13 protein-coding genes and 1 pseudogene are annotated in these 16,896 nt (G+C 64.0%); 8 read left to right on the top strand and 6 right to left on the bottom strand.

From position 1 onward, the window contains the following. Nucleotides 1-66 precede the first annotated feature (66 nt). Both DK842_RS13320 and DK842_RS13315 read right to left on the bottom strand, forming a co-directional pair. Entirely contained in the window at nt 67-750 is a 684-nt protein-coding gene (locus DK842_RS13320) for an LrgB family protein (RefSeq protein WP_232538476.1), read from the bottom strand. Continuing rightward, nucleotides 740-1,180, bottom strand: a complete 441-nt coding sequence (locus DK842_RS13315) for a CidA/LrgA family protein (protein WP_114061870.1) — start codon at nt 1,178-1,180, stop codon at nt 740-742. The genes DK842_RS13320 and DK842_RS13315 overlap by 11 nt, the downstream gene beginning before the upstream one ends. Before the next feature lie 102 nt (nt 1,181-1,282). Between DK842_RS13315 and DK842_RS13310 the strand changes: the two genes are divergently transcribed. Then, nucleotides 1,283-2,173 carry a LysR family transcriptional regulator gene (locus tag DK842_RS13310; protein WP_114061869.1) on the top strand — a complete coding sequence of 297 codons (891 nt, stop codon included), beginning with the start codon at nt 1,283-1,285 and terminating at the stop codon, nt 2,171-2,173. A 596-nt stretch (nt 2,174-2,769) separates the two neighbouring features. Here the strand turns inward: DK842_RS13310 and rlmB are convergent. Next, entirely contained in the window at nt 2,770-3,519 is a 750-nt protein-coding gene (gene rlmB, locus DK842_RS13295; RefSeq protein ID WP_114061868.1) for a 23S rRNA (guanosine(2251)-2'-O)-methyltransferase RlmB, read from the bottom strand. A 77-nt stretch (nt 3,520-3,596) separates the two neighbouring features. Then, the gene (locus DK842_RS13290; protein WP_232538475.1) at nt 3,597-6,854 is read right to left on the bottom strand and encodes a sensor domain-containing protein; all 3,258 of its coding nucleotides are present in this window, start codon (nt 6,852-6,854) and stop codon (nt 3,597-3,599) included. Nucleotides 6,855-7,252: 398 nt separating this feature from the next. Between DK842_RS13290 and mfd the strand changes: the two genes are divergently transcribed. Then, a complete protein-coding gene (gene mfd, locus DK842_RS13285; protein ID WP_114061867.1) occupies nt 7,253-10,645 on the top strand; it encodes a transcription-repair coupling factor in 3,393 nt (1,130 codons plus the stop codon). A 303-nt stretch (nt 10,646-10,948) separates the two neighbouring features. Here the strand turns inward: mfd and DK842_RS13280 are convergent, their stop codons facing one another. Continuing rightward, nucleotides 10,949-12,022 carry a hypothetical protein gene (locus tag DK842_RS13280; RefSeq protein ID WP_114061866.1) on the bottom strand — a complete coding sequence of 358 codons (1,074 nt, stop codon included), beginning with the start codon at nt 12,020-12,022 and terminating at the stop codon, nt 10,949-10,951. 130 nt (nt 12,023-12,152) lie between these two features. Between DK842_RS13280 and DK842_RS13275 the strand changes: the two genes are divergently transcribed. The 4 genes and pseudogenes from DK842_RS13275 (at nt 12,153) to DK842_RS23680 (ending at nt 14,351) form a co-directional block, all read left to right on the top strand. After that, nucleotides 12,153-12,776 (top strand): Clp protease ClpP, encoded by a 624-nt coding sequence (locus tag DK842_RS13275; protein ID WP_114061865.1) that lies wholly within the window; start codon nt 12,153-12,155, stop codon nt 12,774-12,776. A 106-nt stretch (nt 12,777-12,882) separates the two neighbouring features. Further along, nucleotides 12,883-13,605, top strand: coding sequence for a substrate-binding periplasmic protein (locus DK842_RS13270; protein ID WP_168191903.1), 723 nt, complete (start codon nt 12,883-12,885; stop codon nt 13,603-13,605). A 207-nt stretch (nt 13,606-13,812) separates the two neighbouring features. Continuing rightward, nucleotides 13,813-13,950 (top strand): annotated as a pseudogene (locus DK842_RS24255) (DinB family protein); the annotation flags it as partial. 71 nt (nt 13,951-14,021) lie between these two features. Then, the gene (locus tag DK842_RS23680) at nt 14,022-14,351 is read left to right on the top strand and encodes a DinB family protein (RefSeq protein WP_198414538.1); all 330 of its coding nucleotides are present in this window, start codon (nt 14,022-14,024) and stop codon (nt 14,349-14,351) included. A 10-nt stretch (nt 14,352-14,361) separates the two neighbouring features. Here the strand turns inward: DK842_RS23680 and DK842_RS13260 are convergent, their stop codons facing one another. Further along, nucleotides 14,362-15,564: a GGDEF domain-containing protein gene (locus tag DK842_RS13260; protein ID WP_114061863.1), complete on the bottom strand. Its 1,203-nt coding sequence runs from the start codon at nt 15,562-15,564 to the stop codon at nt 14,362-14,364. A gap of 331 nt (nt 15,565-15,895) precedes the next feature. Here DK842_RS13260 and DK842_RS13255 point away from each other — a divergent pair, with 331 nt between their 5' ends. Both DK842_RS13255 and DK842_RS13250 read left to right on the top strand, forming a co-directional pair. Next, a complete protein-coding gene (locus DK842_RS13255; RefSeq protein WP_114061862.1) occupies nt 15,896-16,255 on the top strand; it encodes a hypothetical protein in 360 nt (119 codons plus the stop codon). 183 nt (nt 16,256-16,438) lie between these two features. After that, complete coding sequence (locus DK842_RS13250; RefSeq protein WP_145964034.1) at nt 16,439-16,891, top strand: hypothetical protein; 453 nt, start codon at nt 16,439-16,441, stop codon at nt 16,889-16,891. Nucleotides 16,892-16,896 lie beyond the last annotated feature (5 nt).

Raw genomic sequence — 16,896 nt, 5'->3', positions numbered from 1 at the left:
TCGTTTGGGGAAGAGGAGAAACCCAACCGACCACCACCCCACGGCGGTCAGCTCACAACAAAATCATTACAGCCAGTGGCTGATCAGCGGCGCGGCGAACACTGTCGCCACACCGGCCAGCATCATGGTCAGGCTGGCCACCACGCCTTCCTCGGCGCCGATCTCATTCGCTTTCGCGGTGCCGGCCGCATGGGCCGCCGCGCCGAACAAGGCGCCGCGGGCCAGCTTGGAGCGGATCGGCAGCACCGCCAGCATCAACTGGCCCAGCATCATGCCGCATACCCCGGTCACCACCACGAACAGCGCGGTCAGATCGGCCGAGCCGCCCAGCGACTGCGCCGCGGCCAGCGCGAACGGCGTGCTGATCGATCTGGGCGCCAGGCTCTTCTGCATCAGATCCGACAGATCCAGCCAGCGGGCCAGCATCACCGAGCTCGCCACCGCCGCCGGTATCGCCGCCAGCACCCCGCAGCCCAGCGACAGCCAATGCCTGCGGATCAGCGCCCGGTACTCGTAGATCGGCACCGCGAACGCCACCGTCGCCGGTCCCAACAGCCAGGTCAGCCAACGCGTATCGGCGAAGTAGGTCTGGTACGGCACCCGCGCCAGCACCACCAAGCCGATGATCAAGAGCGGCACCGCCAGAATCGGCGTGCTCCACCAGCTGCGCGTTTTCAGGTAATACTTCTTGACCACCCAGTACAGCACCACGGTGAGTACGAAGGAAATCAACGCAATCTCATGCTCCATGGACTTCAGCCCTCATCTGCGCCTTGCGGTTGCTGCCGCGGCGGCGCAGCCGGATTTCCAGCCGGTAGCAACGATCCACGACCAGGGCGGTCACCGCCATCACCAGCGCGGTGGAGGCGACGATCACCAGCAGCAATCGGACGCCGGCGGACAGGATCACTTCCGGGTACTGCACCACCGCCACCACGGCCGGGATGAAGAACAGCAGCATCTCGGCCAGCAGCCAGCGCGCGCCGTGGCGGAACCAATCCACCGGCAGCAGGCCAGACCACAGGCCGGCCAGCACCAGCAGCATGCCCAGCACGCCGGCCGGCATCGCCGGCAGGAAGCGGTGGCTCAGTTGGCTCGCCGCCAGCCACACCAAGCTCAGCAGCAAAACCTGGAAAAAGGTTTGCAACGGCTGCGACAGGCGGTGAAACAGGCTGGCCATGCTTGGCTTCCATCAACTTAGGAGTTGGACAAAGTATAGCCAGACGATATTCATTCTAAAAATGAATTAAAATTATCAAGACGATTCCATACAGGAATGAAAATGGACATCCGCGCGCTGCGCTATTTCGTTGAACTGGTGAAATGCCAAAGCTTCACCCGTGCCGCCGACGCCCTGTTCGTCACCCAGCCCACCATCAGCAAGATGGTGAAGCAGTTGGAGGAGGAACTGGACATGCCGCTGATCCTGCGCGAAGGCCGCAGCTTCCGCCTGACCGACGCCGGCCGCGTCACCTACGAGCGCGGCATGGATGTGCTGTCGGCCATGAACCAGCTCAAGCACGAGCTGGCCGACCTGGCCTCGCTCAGCCACGGCGAACTGGTGGTGGGCCTGCCGCCGATGGTAGGCGTCGCCTTCTTCGCGCCGGTGGTCAGCCGCTACCGAGGCCGCTATCCGCAGATCGAGCTGAAAATGGTGGAGGACGGCGCGCTGGCGATAGAAAACCGCATCAAGAGCGGCGAGCTGGAGATCGGCGTGGCGGTGCTGCCGGTGGACAGCCAGGTATTCGAGCACTACTCGGTGGTGCGCGACCCGCTGTGCCTGGTGGCGCCGGCCGGCTCGCGCTGGCACGGCAAGTCGCTGGTGCAATTGGCCGACATCGCCGACCAGCCCATGGTGCTGTACCCGGACGACTTCACCCTCAGCCGCCGCATCGGAGACGCCTTTCGCGAACTAGGCAAGCCGCTCAACATCGTCGGCCGCAGCGCCCACTGGGATTTCATCGTCGAGCTGGTGGCGGCCAATCTGGGCGTCACCCTGCTGCCGCGCAGCATCGTCGAACGGCTGGACCGCGAGCAATTCGACGTGATCCCGCTGTTCGACAACAAGCTGTATTGGCACCTCGCGCTGATCTGGCAGCGCGGCGGCTATCTGTCCCATGCCGCCCGCGCCTGGCTGGCGCTGACGCGGGAAACGCTGGGCGGGCAGGATTGAAAAAGCAAGCTATCAAGAGCCATTGGTATACACGAAAAGTCCAATCGAACTTCGCTGCAACAGCCTGAGATAATTCGAAAATGATCCCTCGACAATCATGAAAGGCAATGCTTGATGAGTACCGAGAAAATCATCGACAAGATGAGGCGCTCACCGAACAACATCAGCTTTCATGACTGGAAACAGTATGTCGGGAAAAATTTGGCGAACCCAGACAACAAGGGACCAGCCATCAGATTTACGAAATCCCAGGCGGCGGCGGGCGGATCAATATCCAGAACGATCACGGCAAAGCGAAGTCCTATCAGGTTCGACAGGTCCTGAAAGCATTAGAGCAGTTGGAGAAACCCCAGAATGGATAGCAAGCATTATTCCTATCGAGTGATCTGGTCGCCGAAGATGAACAATACGTAGGCTTATGCGATGAGTTTCCGCTGCTGTCTTGGCTAGACAACAGCCAAGACAAAGCGCTGCGTGGCATCGTCCATCTGGTGCACGACGTCATCATCGACATGAAGGAATCGGGCGAGCCACTGCCCGGAATCCACCCCCTGCACGAAGCAGGCGCGCTTTACTAGCGCTAGGCTAAACCCCCATCAGCCAGTAGCCTTCAGCACCCGCTGGCGGCGGCTTTCCGACAGCACCATGCCGGACGAAACCGACACGTTCAGGCTCTCCACGGTGCCGAACATCGGGATGGACACCAGCACGTCGCAATGCTCGCGCGTCAGCCGGCGCATGCCCTCGCCCTCCGCGCCCATCACCCAGGCCAGCGGGCCGGAGGCGTCGAAGTGGTAGAGATCGGTGTCGGCTTCCATGGTGGTGCCGGCGATCCACACTCCGGCGTCTTTCAGGTCGCGCAAGGTGCGCGCCAGATTGGTGACGGTGATGTAGGGCACCACCTCGGCCGCGCCGCAAGCCACCTTGGACACGGTGGCGTTCAGCGTGGCGGAGCGGTCCTTGGGTGCGATCACCGCGTGCGCGCCCATCGCGTCGGCGACGCGCAGGCAGGCGCCCAGATTGTGCGGATCGGTGACGCCGTCAAGGATCAGCAGCAGCGGCGGCTCGGACAGGTTGTCCAGCACGTCGTCCAGGGTCACGTAGTTCATGCTGGCGTCTATCATCGCCACCACGCCCTGATGGCGGGCGTTGCCGCTCATGCTGTCCAGGCGCTCCTTGTCGACGATGTGCAGCTTGACCTTCTCCTCGCCGGCCTTGTCCAGCACCGCCTTGGCGCGGGCGTCGTGGCGGCCGCCGGCCAGCCAGATCTCCAGCAGGCTCTTCGGGTTCTGCCACAGACGGGCGTTGATGGCGTGGAAGCCGTGTATCAGGCGTTTGTTGCTCATGGCGGGGATTCTCAAATTCTCGATTCCCGCCATTGTAGCCGCAAGCCGCCCTCCCGGCCCAGCCCGGAACGCTCCGCTCAGGCCGGCGCCGCCTCGCGCCGCCAAGCCGAGGCCAGGGCGGCGAACGCATCCGCCGGCAATGGCCGGCTGAAGTAATAGCCTTGCAGCAGATGGCAGCCCTTGCCCTCCAGAAAGGCCGCCTGCGCCTCGCTCTCCACGCCTTCCGCCACCACCTGGAATTTCAGCTTCTTGGCCATCGCCAGAATGGCTTCGGCGATGGCGGCGTTGTCGCCATCGTCCGGCAGTCCCTCGACGAAGGACTGGTCTATCTTCAGGGTGTCCAGCGGAAAACGCTTCAGATGCGACAGCGACGAGTAGCCGGTGCCGAAATCGTCGATGGACAGCCACACGCCCAGCGACTTCAGCTCCGACAGCAGGCCCACCGCCTCGGTGGGGCTCTGCATGATCATGCTTTCAGTGATTTCCAGCTCCAGCCTATCCGCCGCGAGCCCGGAGGACTGCAAGGCATCCGCCACTTTGGCCGGCAGCGACGGCTGGCCGAACTGCCGCGGCGACAAGTTCACCGCCAGTCTGGGCACCCTCAGCCCCTGCGCATCCCAAGCCGCCAACTGGCGGCAGCCCTCGCGCAGCACCCAATCGCCTATCGGCTTGATCAGGCCGGTTTCCTCCGCCAGGGAAATGAAGCGCGCCGGCGGCACCAGCCCCAGCTGCGGATGCCGCCAGCGCAGCAGCGCCTCGGCGCCGGCCAACGCGCGGCCGCCGGCGCTCAACTGCGGCTGGTAGTGCAGCTCGAACTCGTCGCGCTCCAGCGCCATGCGCAGGCCGTTCTCCAACAACAACCGCTCGAAAGTCTGGGTATTCATGCCGACATCGAAGAACTGGTAGGTGTTCTTGCCGGCCTCTTTGGCGCGGTACATCGCCACGTCGGCGTTCTTCAGCAGCGTAGGCGCGTCGCGGCCGTCGTGCGGGAACACGCTGATGCCGATGCTGCCGGTGATGAACACTTCGTGCGCTTCCAGGCACAGCGGCTTGGCCAGCGCGGACAGAATGTCGGACGCCATGTCGGCCAGCTGGTGGTGGCTGTCGAAGCCGCTCATCAGCAGCGTGAACTCGTCGCCGCCCAGCCGCGCCAGCATGCCGCGCTCGCCCACCGCCCGCGACAGGCGGATCGCGATCTCGCACAGCAGCTGGTCGCCCACTTGGTGGCCGAAGGAGTCGTTGATCAGCTTGAAACGGTCCAGATCGATGAACATCACCGCCAGTTGGCCGTCCTCGCAGTCCATCCGCCCCAGGGCCTCGTCCAGCCGGGCGGTGAGGCTGCTGCGGTTGGGCAGCCGGGTCAAGGGATCGTGGTTGGCCAGAAATTGCAGCCTCTCCTCAGCCTCCTTGCGTTGGGTGATGTCGGAGAACACCGCCACGTAGTTGCACAACTGGCCGTCCTCGTCGCGCAGCGCGGAAATGGACAATTCGGCCGGATACCATTGGCCGTCCTTGCGCCGGTCCTGCATCTCGCCCTGCCAATGCCCGCAGTCGGCCAGCGCCTGTTGCATCGCCGAACGCGCCTGCTGCTCCGCGCCGAAAATGCGCGAAGGCCGGCCCAGCGCCTCTTCCTCCGCATAACCGGTGATGCGCGTAAAAGCGTCGTTGACGGCGATGATGCGAGTCGCCGCGTCCAGAATCAAAATCCCCTCGGCAGAGTTTTCGAACACCTTGGCCGCCAGCCTGAGATTGGTATCGGCCAGCAGGCGCTCGGAAATGTCCATCACCACGCCGATCACCGCCTTGCGGCCGTTGAAGTCGAACAGGCGGCTGTGCACCTCCATGTCCACCAGCACGCCATCCCGCCTCAGGCCGCGGGTGGCGTAATGCATCACCGCGATATTGTCGCGGAAGCGGCGCAGCAGTTGCTGCCGCAAGCGATCGGCCTCGCCCGGCACCAGCAGCTGGGCCATGGTCATGCCGGTCATGTCCGCCTGCGGGTAGCCCATGATCTCCGCCAGCTTCGGATTGGCGTAGGCCAGCTTCTCGTCCTGCATAATGTAGATGCCCACCAGCGACTGCTCCACCAGAGCCAGATACCGCTCCTCGGCCTCGCGCTTGGCTTTCTGTTCCTGCTTGGTCTGGGTGATGTCAGTATCCACGCTGCCGACGCCGGCTGGACGGCCGTCGGCATCGAACAAGGGAAACTTGGAAGCCAGCAGATAGGTTTCCGCGCCGTTGAGAACGAAATGCTCGTCGAACTGGCGCGGCGACAGCAAGTTCAGCACCTGCTGGTCCTGCTCGCGGATCTGCCGCGCGTCCTCGGGATCGAACACATCCTCCGGCCGCTTGCCCAACAGCGACTCCGCCGCCACGCCCACCCGCCGCGCGTAGGCGGCGTTGACCAGCAGATAGCGGCCGTCCCTGTCCTTCAGCGACATCATCGTCGGACTGTGGTTCACCAGGGATTCAATGCGGGCGCGGAAGGCCCGCAGCGCCTCGCCGTCGGAGCGGTGGCCATCCATCAGGATGCCCACCAGCAAGCCGGATACGTTCAAGACCAACGCCAGCAGCAAATCGGTGGCCGCATCGCCCATGCCGCCCCGGGCCAGCCCCGCCGGCGGCAACGCCGCCAACGACAACAGCAGCGACACCATGCCGCAAGTCAGCGCCGCGCCGCCGGGGCCGGTGCGGCAAGCCGCCCACAAAATCAGGGGGAAAAACAGCAGCAGGCTGGGCACGCCGGGCGGCTCGCCGGCGGACAGCAGCAAGCCCACGCCGCCGGCGGACAACAGCAGAATCAGCGCCAGTTCCATTCGCAAAGGCACCGACAGCGGCCGCGGCGGCGCCAGCGCCAGCGGCGCGCACAGGAACAAGGCTGAGGCCAATGCCGCCCAGCATTGCCATATCCAGGGCCAGGGGCTGCCCGCCAGCCGGCCCGCGGCCCAGGCGAAGCCGCCCAGCAGCAGCGCCGCCGCCAACGCGGGGTAGGCGATCAGCGCCAGCAGCAGATGCCGCAGCTGTTGCGGCGTGTTCGGCCGCGCCAGGCCGTTCGACAAGCCCCCCAGGCGCAAGCCTGGCTGAATCAAATACAGCGACGCGGCCAGCAGCGACGCCCATGCCGGGGGCATCCACAACGCCGCCGCCGCGCCCGCCGCCAGCGGCCACCAGCGGCTGCGCCGAGGCGGCTGCGTCAGCAATTGCCAGCACAGCAAGCCATGCGGCGCGAAACTCGCCAGCGATAATGCCGCATGCGGTCCACGCGGCCACAAGGCCGCGCTGGCGACAAACCCCAGGAAAACCAGCCACTCCTCCACCCTAGGCGCGCTCCTCACTCTCCCATCCTCTTTCTGTCGTCCGCTTCGCCGGATCGTGATCCGTCATCCAGCTGGCCCCCGATTACGCTCCGGCGGCCCCTGCCCGCTGAGTCGCTTGCCGGCTCGCGCCAGGCTCCCAAACGCCGAGGCCTGGGAATCGGACCCGCGGCAAGCGTGATTGACGGCGCCCAGGCCGGTAGCCTGGCATGCGTGACCTGCGGTATTATTTTTTGTTATATCTTTTCAGCATCAAACGCCTATTTGCTTCATGCAAAAGTAAACCTCGCTTGAAGCAAACGCATACGATAGCCGGGAATCCCCGCGCCGGCTAGCGCCGCCGGTCGTCAAAGCCGTAAGCCGCCCGGCGCACTGTTATAATCGCGACAAGCACAACTCCGCATAGAAACCAGATCAAGTTGGATACGCTACCGCCCCTGCCGCCCGCCGGCCAGAAAACCCGCTGCGGCCGCCTGCCGGACGGCCTGGACAGCCATGCCATCGCCGCGCTGGCCAAGCAGCGCCGCCCCTTGCTGATTCTCGCCGCCGACGCCCAGGCAGCGCAGCGGCTGCAAGCCGAGCTGCCGTTCTTCGCGCCCGACCTGTCCATCGCGCTGTTCCCGGACTGGGAAACCCTGCCTTACGACCACTTCTCGCCGCACGGCGACCTGGTCAGCGAGCGGCTGGCCACCCTGTGGCGGATACGCCAGCGCGAGTGCCAGGTGGTGATCGCGCCGGTCGGCACCGCGCTGAGCCGGCTGGCCCCGGTAAGCTATCTCTTGGGCCGCACGTTTTTCCTGAAAGCCGGCCAGCAACTGGATGTGGAAAAACTGCGCGGCGACATGGTGTCCGCCGGCTACCAGCACGTCACCCAGGTGATGGCGCCGGGCGAATTTTCGGTGCGCGGCAGCCTGATCGATCTGTATCCGATGGGTTCGCCGCTGCCCTACCGCATCGACCTGTTCGACGCCGAGATCGACAGCCTGAAGACCTTCGATCCGGACACCCAGCGCACGCTGTATCCAGTGCCCGAGATCCGCATGCTGCCGGCGCGCGAATACCCGGCCGACGAGACCGGCGTCACCGCCTTCCGCCAGCATTACCGCGAGAAGATGGAAGGCGACCCTAGCAAGAGCCGCGTCTACAAGGACGTGTCGCAAGGCCTGTGGCCGGCCGGCATCGAATACTATCTGCCGCTGTTCTTCGACGAAACCGCCACCTTGTTCGACTACGTCGGCGACGACGCGCTGGTGATCCAGCACCACGACGTGCAGGCGGCGGCGGAAACCTTCTGGCGCGACGCGCAAGGCCGCTACGACATGGCCCGCGGCGACGTCGAGCGCCCGGTGCTGGCGCCGGCCGACATTTTCCTGCGCCCGGACGAGCTGATGGCCAGGCTCAAGCCCTACGCCCGCATCGAATTCTCCGGCGAAGGCGACATCGCCGCCGCGCTGCCGGAGCTGGCCGTGGACCGCCGCGCCGACGCGCCACTGCATAAATTGCAAAGCTTCATCGCCGCCGGCGGCCGCCGCATCCTGCTGGCGGCGGAAAGCCTGGGCCGCCGCGAAACCATGCTGAGCTTCCTGGCCGAACACGGCGTCAAGCCGACGCCGGTGGACAACTGGGCCGACTTCATGGCCGGCAAGACGCCGCTGGCGCTGACCATCGCCCCGCTCTACTCCGGCTTCGCGCTGGCCGATCCGGCCATCGCCGTGGTGACCGAGAGCGAGCTGTACCAGCACGTCGCCCGCAGCCACACCCGCCGCAAGACCAGCCGCGCCAGCTCCGACGCCATGCTGCGCGACCTGGCCGAGGTGAAGGCCGGCGACCCAGTGGTGCACGAGGCGCACGGCATCGGCCGCTACATCGGCCTGGTGGCCATGGACCTGGGCGAGGGTGAAACCGAACTGATGCAGCTGGAGTACGCCGACGGCGCCACGCTGTACGTGCCGGTGTCGCAGCTGCAGCTGATCTCCCGCTACGCCGGCGGCGCCACCGACAACATCCAGCTACACAAGCTGGGCAACCCGGCCTGGGAAAAGGCCAAGAAGCGCGCGGCGGAAAAAGCGCGCGACACCGCCGCCGAGCTGCTGAACCTGTACGCCCAGCGCGCCGCGCGCGAGGGCCACAGCTTCGAGCTGTCCCCCGCCGACTACAGCGCCTTCGCCGCCGGCTTCGGCTTCGAGGAGACGCCGGACCAGGCCACCGCCATCGAAGCGGTGATCCAGGACATGTGCTCCGGCAAGCCGATGGACCGGCTGGTCTGCGGCGACGTCGGCTTCGGCAAAACGGAAGTGGCGCTGCGCGCCGCCTTCGTCGCGGTGATGGGCGGCAAGCAAGTGGCGGTGCTGGTGCCCACCACGCTCTTGGCCGAACAGCACTTCCAGAACTTCTCCGACCGCTTCGCCGACTGGCCGGTGCGCATCGCCGAGCTGTCGCGCTTCAAGAGCGGCAAGGAAACGAAGCAAGCCTTGCAAGGGCTGACCGACGGCAGCGTCGACATCGTCATCGGCACCCACAAGCTGGTGCAGCCGGATGTTGAGTTCAAGAACCTGGGCCTGGTCATCATCGACGAAGAACACCGCTTCGGCGTGCGGCAGAAGGAGCAGCTGAAACGGCTGCGCGCCAATGTGGACGTGCTGACGCTGACCGCGACGCCGATTCCGCGCACGCTGTCGATGGCGCTGGAAGGCCTGCGCGACTTCTCCGCCATCGCCACCGCCCCCAGCCGCCGACTGGCGGTGAAAACCTTCGTCAGCCCCTTGAGCAACGGCGTGATCCGCGAGGCGGTATTGCGCGAGCTGAAGCGCGGCGGCCAGGTGTTCTTCCTGCACAATGAAGTCGACACCATAGAAAACATGCGCGAAAAGCTGGCCGAGCTGATCCCGGAGGCGCGCATCGGCGTCGCCCACGGCCAGCTGCGCGAGCGCGAGCTGGAGCAGGTGATGCGCGACTTCCTGCAGCAGCGCTTCAACCTGCTGTTGTGCTCCACCATCATCGAAACCGGCATCGACATCCCCAATGCCAACACCATCCTGATCAACCGCGCCGACAAGTTCGGCCTGGCCCAGCTGCATCAACTGCGCGGCCGCGTCGGCCGTTCGCACCACCAGGCCTACGCCTATCTGCTGACGCCGGACGGCATGACCCGCGACGCGCAGAAGCGGCTGGAGGCCATCCAGCTGTCCGGCGAGCTGGGCGCGGGCTTTTACCTGGCGATGCACGACCTGGAAATCCGCGGCGCCGGCGAAGTCCTGGGCGAAGGCCAGTCCGGCGAGATGCAGGAAGTGGGCTTCAGCCTGTTCACCGAGATGCTGAAGCAGGCGGTGCGCGATCTGAAAAAGGGCCGCGCGCCGGACCTGGACGCGCCGCTTGGCGTCACCACCGAGATCAATCTGCACAGCCCGGCGCTGCTGCCGGACGGCTATTGCCCGGACGTGCACGAGCGGCTGCTGATCTACAAGCGGCTGGCCAGTTGCGAGACCGAAGCGGAGATCGACGACATCCACGAAGAGCTGATCGACCGCTTCGGCCTGCCGCCGCAAAGCGTGAAGACGCTGATCGAAAGCCATCGTCTGCGCTTGGCGGCCAAGGAGCTGGGGGTGCAAAAGCTGGACGCCAGCGAGGTGGCGGTACAGATCACCTTCATCAAGAACCCGCCTATCGATCCGGTGAAGATCATCCTGCTGATCCAGAGCAAGAAGAACTACCGCCTGGCCGGACAGGACAAGCTGCGCATCGAGCAGGCGCTGCCGGAGGTGGCGCAGCGGATCGTGAAGGTGAAGGAGGTGTTGAAGGAGTTGAGCGCGTAGGCTCAGCGGCGGTCAACACGCAACCGATCGTTCAAGTGTTGGCCGTCGATGCTTCATGCTGATGCTTCATAAAGCCAAAAGCCCATATCGCTTCTGCCCTATGCAATCCACGCTGTTCGCGCTCGCTCAATACGCGTACGCTCAACATCCCCTCCTGCTTGCGAATCAGCGAGGGCTCGACGCGCTGGGTTTTCTTTTTATGCCCCAAACCGGTTTCCTTCTCCCAAAATCATTTCACTCGCTCGCAAGACTGATCTTGCCAACTAGCAACAGCGCCAAGAAGCAAAGAGCCGCAGCCTAAGCCTACAATCTGCGACCCCATCGGCATGCCGCCTGCTCGCATATGGCGGCAAAGTCCGCAGCCGCGCCGAAATCAAAACCCGCAGGCCATGACCACTGGATCCGCGGACGAGCGGGATCATGATAATGCAGAAACACATGCAGGCTCTTGCTGCGCCTTTCCGTGGAAACACGCGCCACATCACCCCAGGCCAAGCGCCCATGCGTCTGACTAGTCAAACCTTCTTGATCGAAAATAACCTTGTCGCAGCTTGAAGCCACAACTGTCGCCGCCGCGCCAATGCAAATGACAGCCATCATTGCGGAAACAACCAGCCAATCACTGAGGCCAGACCCCATCTCGCTCAGCACAAGCACCATCGTCATGCTGGCGAACAGCGTCAGGGCCATGCACGCGAGTCCGCGCCGCAATGCGCCGGGAGGCTCCGGGCTGGACTGCGGACGCCGCACCGCACCCCGCATCCGGATCCAGGACCAGCAACGGCTCTTTCCCTGTGACTCCTCCCATGGGAAAGCGCCATCCGCGACGTCGAACACGCCGGCGGCCCGACAGCGTTGCAGCGCCGCCATTGCCTCTGCCGTCTCCGAGGCGTCCATCTGCAGCAAACGGAACTTCATCAGTGGATTCCCTGGCGTCTTCACCCATGCCTCCCCTTCATGAATATCATGAGTGGATCGGGTCAAGCCTCCCAGGCAATTCCTTAAACGCCAATGGACATCCAAAGCCGCCCAAGGCCAGAATTCGTTTTGACCGATTTTTAACCCTGCGTCGCAGCACTCCAAACCAATCTCATCCACAGGCATGCAGTAAGCCATGACTCCCAACGCGAGCAGTCCCGCGCCTCCGGCAAGTAGCCAACTCATGCCCGACATGCCCAGCCCCGGCAAGCAAGCGCAGTCCTCCGCCAGCCACAAGACAAGCCCATAGATCGCTATCAGCAAGACACACATCACAAGCGCCATAACCATCTCTTCCAATAGCAGGAAGCGCCTCGTGATTTTTATTGCCTTGAGCGCGATCCGCCAGTCATCGAACTCGTCGATAGAATGTAATCGAGGCAGCGGTTCTTTTTTCATTCGTTTCAGCTGTGGTTTCCTGCGCGCAAAATGCTCTTATGTTACCGCAGCGTGCCCCCTCTTGCGCCAACCCAAAGCAAGCCCCCCTCTCTGGGACTAGATTGGAAAGGCAAGCACAAGGAGAAACGCCATGCCTCGCCGCAATGCCGACGCGGACGATGACGACAAGCCCGTCCCGCTGTACCGCCAGTACGAAACCCAGGGCGCGGTGAGGCAGATTTCGTTCTACCTATCCGACGAAATTGGCGCGCCGATACACTACACCGACCTGCTCTACACCCTGCGCACCGCCAGCAGCACCGACATCGTCTACCTGCACCTGAACACCCCCGGCGGCAATTTCGACGCCGGCCTGCAGATCATCAACAACATCACGGCCAGCGAAGCCCACGTGGTCACCATTCTGGAAGCGCGGGCCTACTCGATGGGCGCGCTGATCTTCCTCGCCGGCGACGAACTGGTGGTGCACGATACCTGCCAGCTGATGTTCCACAACTACTCGTCGGCGCTGATAGGCAAGGGCAACGAGCAACAGGCGCAGGTAGCCGCCAGCGTGAAGTGGTTTGAAAAGGTGATGCGACATGTCTGCCGCCCCTTCCTCACCGACGAGGAGCTGGACCGCATCCTGCGGGGCGAGGACATCTGGCTGGACAGCGACAATATCCGCCGCCGCCTGCACAACATCCAGAAGGGCGCGCCGGCCGCCGCGCAACGCAAGCCGGATCGCGGCAAAGCCAAACCGCCAGCGGCGTGATCGTGCTTGCCGTACCGCCGAGTTGATTGATAATCATAAGGTTAACCTCACACCATCCGCCGCAATGCGCCCTCTTGCCGCCGCGTGCCTTCCGCTCATCGCGCTTTTGCTTTCCTCCCCGGCGCCCGCCGAGGATGAGGCCGCGCTGACGCTGGCCACCGGCGAGTTTCCGCCCTATGTCGGCGAGCGGCTGCCGCAAGGCGGCGTCACCAGCAAGATCGTTCGCGAGGCCTTCGCCGCGGCCGGGCTGGCTACGCCCAAAATCGTATTCTTGCCATGGAAGCGCGGTTACAGCGAAGCCGAGCTGAATCGTTACGCCGCCACCTTTCCCTATGCCCGCGACGCGGCGCGCGAGAAGCAGTTCCTGTATTCTGATCCGCTGCATCAGGACCATTTCTCGTATTTCGCGCGCAAGGACGATGCGGATGCGCTGGCGGGACGTTGGCGAAACAAGCGGCTATGCCTGCCGCTGGGTTGGACCACCGCCTATACCGACGCCGACATCCGCAAATACCAGCTCAGGCTGGAAAGGCCTCCGGCATTGGAAAATTGCCTGAAGATGCTGGGCAGCAACCAGGTGGACCTGGTGTCCTGCAACGACTTCGTCGCCGGCTACGCCATCCGCCAGCTATACGGCCCGCGTTCGCCCTTCGTCGCCGCCGAGATCGGCAAGCAGCAGACCAGCGGCTTGTTCTTGATCATCAGCCGGCAGCGGCCGAACGCGGAGCAACTGATGCAGAAGTTCAATCAGGGCCTGGCGGCCTTGCGCCGCAGCGGCCGCTATCAACAGCTGCTGCTGCCTGACGGCGAGGCGTCGCCCGGCCAATGAAACGCGCCGCTCTCGCCCGGCACGGTGGCGGAACGCCCTTCTCCTTTCAAGACGGCAAGCTGGACGACGCCTGCGGCGGAACAGCGCTTACCAACGCATCCAGGCGCGCTGCCGCTAACACGGAGATGGCAATTCAATACCAATGACATTAAATTGGTCCGGATTTGTCCATAACCTTTCCGCTCACTTTCACGGCTCGATATCGACATGTCTCTGCGCCACATCCGCATGCTGGCCCGCTACAGCGCCTGGGCCAATCAACGCCTGTTCGACGCCTTGGCCGCCCTGCCCGAGTCGGAGCTGGTCAAAAGCCGCGCCACCGTGTTCGGCGACATCCTGTCCACCCTGAATCACAACCTGGTGGTGGACCGCATCTGGCGTGGCCACTTGCTGGCGCAAGCGCATGGCTACAACGCGTGCAACACGGCGGACACGCCGGCGCTGAGCGAGCTCGCCCGCTCGCAGGCGGAGCTGGATCGCTGGTATATCGATTACATCGCTGGTATATCGATTACGCGGACGGCCTGGCCCCCGCCGCGCATGACGAGGAAGTGGATTTTCTATTCGTGGATGGCGGCAAGGGCCGCATGCGGCGCGGCGACATGCTGCTGCATATCGTCAACCACAAGAACTACCACCGCGGCTTCGTCGCCGACATGCTGTACCAAGTGCCCGCCACGCCCCCGGTCACCGACCTGCCGGTCTATCTCCGCGACGCGCACCGCGAACCGGAAAACGCGCGCTGACAGAACCCGCTCACGCCAGCAGCGCGGGCTCAGGCTCGCGCTCTATCTCCACCCGGTTGCGGCCCTTGCGCTTGGCCTGGTAAAGCAGCAGATCCGCCTCCAGAAACAGGCTGGCCAGGTTTTCATGCTCCCGTTCACGCAGGCAGGCCACGCCTATGCTCGCGCTGATGGCCAGCCGCAGCTCCCCCGTCCGCGGATGAAGTTCGGCGATGGCCTGCCGCAGCCGGTCGGCCGCGTTATAGGCCTCCACCCTCGAGGTTCGCGGCAGCATCACCACGAACTCCTCCCCACCGTGGCGCCCCAGCAGATCACCATGGCGGGACTCCGCGCGCAGGCAGTCCGCCAGTTGGCGCAACACTTCGTCCCCAGCCTGGTGGCCGTAGCGGTCGTTGATGTTCTTGAAATGGTCCAGATCGATCAACAGCAGCGCCAGTCCCTCGCCCCGCTCCCGCGCGCGCTGAAACAGGCCGGCCGCCTGTTCATGGAAGGTGCGGTGATTGAACAGGCGGGTCAGGCCATCCTGCTGCGCCTGCTCGCGCACCTGCAGCAGCAACTGCTCGTAGCTGATCATCAGCACGCACAGGCTGAAGCTGTAGCCCAGCCAGAACAAGCCTTGCGAAGCCAACGCGTTGAACATCAGCCCGTCTGGGCCATAGCGGCCGCCCACATGCCAGCCATGCCATAGCCGCAGCCATGAGAGCAGGCATTGCAATGCTGCGCACAGCACGGCGATCCAATGCCCGATGCCCTGATAACGCTCCCGCTGCCGCCAAAATTCCAGCGTGGTGCCCCCCCAATACAACGCGCTGACCAAAGACACCACCAGCACCCTGTCGGCGAAACGGTCCGGCCCCGCCCAAAAAGCGTATGCCAGCACGCCCAATAGCCAAGGCGCGAAAACCGCCTGCCAGCGGCTGGGCTTGCCGTGCAGTTGGCGGGCGCACACCAGGGCCAGCGGACAAAAGACGAGCAGCAGATAATTGGTTGCCTGCAACTGAAGCCAGGACGACAGCCCCAGCGGCAACGCATTGATCAGGAAACCCAGATTGCCCAGCACGCCGGCAATGCCCAACGTGAGCAAGGCGCGCTCGCGCCGGCCGCTGAACCAGGACAACAACAAAACCGTGGTCAACACCAGCGAATAGCCGGCATTGCTGATCAGCGTGGCCTTGAAGTCAAGGATGCTGGGCGTATGTAAAGGCACGATGGGCATGGAAAGCGGCTTGGCGGTATGGGTCAGGCGGCAACCGGGACAAAGATCGCCCCGCTCCGCGGGCAAAACGCCGACACCATACCAGAACTGCGCGACATCAGTACGGCCGCATCATGCCTTTCGCATCATCGTAGCCGCGCTAAGCATGTCCCGCAACGAGCACTCAGTCTACATAATTGTCAATACAGATTAAATTAGGTGGAATACTCTATCTTTCAGGAAAGGTATTTCATCTTCCTGTGCCAGCAGCCACGCGCTCTCATCCCGTCGAGCGCGCCAGACACCCAACCCACGCAACACCAGGCCCATGCGGCCCCCCGCAGGAATCAACATGCCGTTACGCTTTTTCCTGCTACCATTGGCGCTATCCACCGAGCCAGCGGCGGCTTCCCTTCCCTCCTATGCTTTCGCTCTGGCGGCAGAAAGCGACAGACCCAGGCTGGACATGAGCCAACCGCGCCAGCCGCTGAAACAGGATCCCAAGCTGCAACTGCCGGATTTTGATGTCCCGCCTCCGCCCAGCTGGGCTCTGGAAGCCAAAAAACGGAAACGGCAAACCCGCTTGCAGACGCCGCAATGGCAACTCGCGCCCATGCTGGCGCCGGAACTGGACCCCAAGACCGGCAAATGGCGGCAACAAGGCTTTTCTTCGCCAGACTATCAGCTTGATCCCTTCTCTCAACTTAGATAGAATACTCTATCCATTTTTAGCGCCTCCGTCCGCTCCCCTTCGTCATGCCGCCGACTTTAGCGCCCGCAACCCGAGGTCGAGTCATGACGGCGCCCAGCCACGCGTTTCAGTGACCTGAGCGCGCCAGCCAAGCCATTCCGCCACACCCGGCCGCTCTCGCGGCCCAGCCATAGCAGGTATACCATGCGACGATGCGTCCTCCTGCTGCCATTGGCGCTCTGCAGCGCCCATCTGGCAGCCTCCCCGCTTCCCTCCTTCGATTTCGCCACCCAATCCGCCGGCGAACCGCGCGTTTTCCATGGCCAGGGCCAGGCGGAAGCCAAGCCGTTGAACATCGAGCCCAGAATCCAGCTGGGCGACCTGGACAGTCCGCTGATCGAGATCCAACCGCCCTCCAATTTCGCGGGCCCGCGCGATGATCCCAAATTCGCCGACAGTTTTTCGATAGGCAAGTCCCTGAACGAGTCCGGTCCCGTGCAACTGCAACCGCGGAACAGCGGATTCTCTCCGCCCCCCGCGCCGCGCGACGCATTTCCCTGGCCGCAACTGAACATCAAGCAACCGGGGGCGAATGGGCAACAGCGCGCCATCCCCATGCACATGCTGCCGCCGCTGCCGCCTCAGCAACTGCGCTGAATGAC

It is taken from the genome of Chromobacterium phragmitis (genome assembly GCF_003325475.1).
Classification (GTDB): Bacteria; Pseudomonadota; Gammaproteobacteria; order Burkholderiales; family Chromobacteriaceae; genus Chromobacterium; species Chromobacterium phragmitis.
This window is presented reverse-complemented; position numbering and strand designations above follow the sequence as displayed.

What these genes read in the sequence shown, in the direction of transcription:
- DK842_RS13275 (WP_114061865.1), top strand. Translation starts at nt 12,153, where the DNA reads ATGCCTCGCCGCAATGCCGACGCGGACGATGACGACAAGCCCGTCCCG.
- DK842_RS13255 (WP_114061862.1), top strand. Translation starts at nt 15,896, where the DNA reads ATGCCGTTACGCTTTTTCCTGCTACCATTGGCGCTATCCACCGAGCCA.
- rlmB (WP_114061868.1), bottom strand. Translation starts at nt 3,519, where the DNA reads ATGAGCAACAAACGCCTGATACACGGCTTCCACGCCATCAACGCCCGT.
- DK842_RS13315 (WP_114061870.1), bottom strand. Translation starts at nt 1,180, where the DNA reads ATGGCCAGCCTGTTTCACCGCCTGTCGCAGCCGTTGCAAACCTTTTTC.
- DK842_RS13260 (WP_114061863.1), bottom strand. Translation starts at nt 15,564, where the DNA reads ATGCCCATCGTGCCTTTACATACGCCCAGCATCCTTGACTTCAAGGCC.
- DK842_RS13310 (WP_114061869.1), top strand. Translation starts at nt 1,283, where the DNA reads ATGGACATCCGCGCGCTGCGCTATTTCGTTGAACTGGTGAAATGCCAA.
- DK842_RS13320 (WP_232538476.1), bottom strand. Translation starts at nt 750, where the DNA reads ATGGAGCATGAGATTGCGTTGATTTCCTTCGTACTCACCGTGGTGCTG.
- DK842_RS13280 (WP_114061866.1), bottom strand. Translation starts at nt 12,022, where the DNA reads ATGAAAAAAGAACCGCTGCCTCGATTACATTCTATCGACGAGTTCGAT.
- DK842_RS13250 (WP_145964034.1), top strand. Translation starts at nt 16,439, where the DNA reads ATGCGACGATGCGTCCTCCTGCTGCCATTGGCGCTCTGCAGCGCCCAT.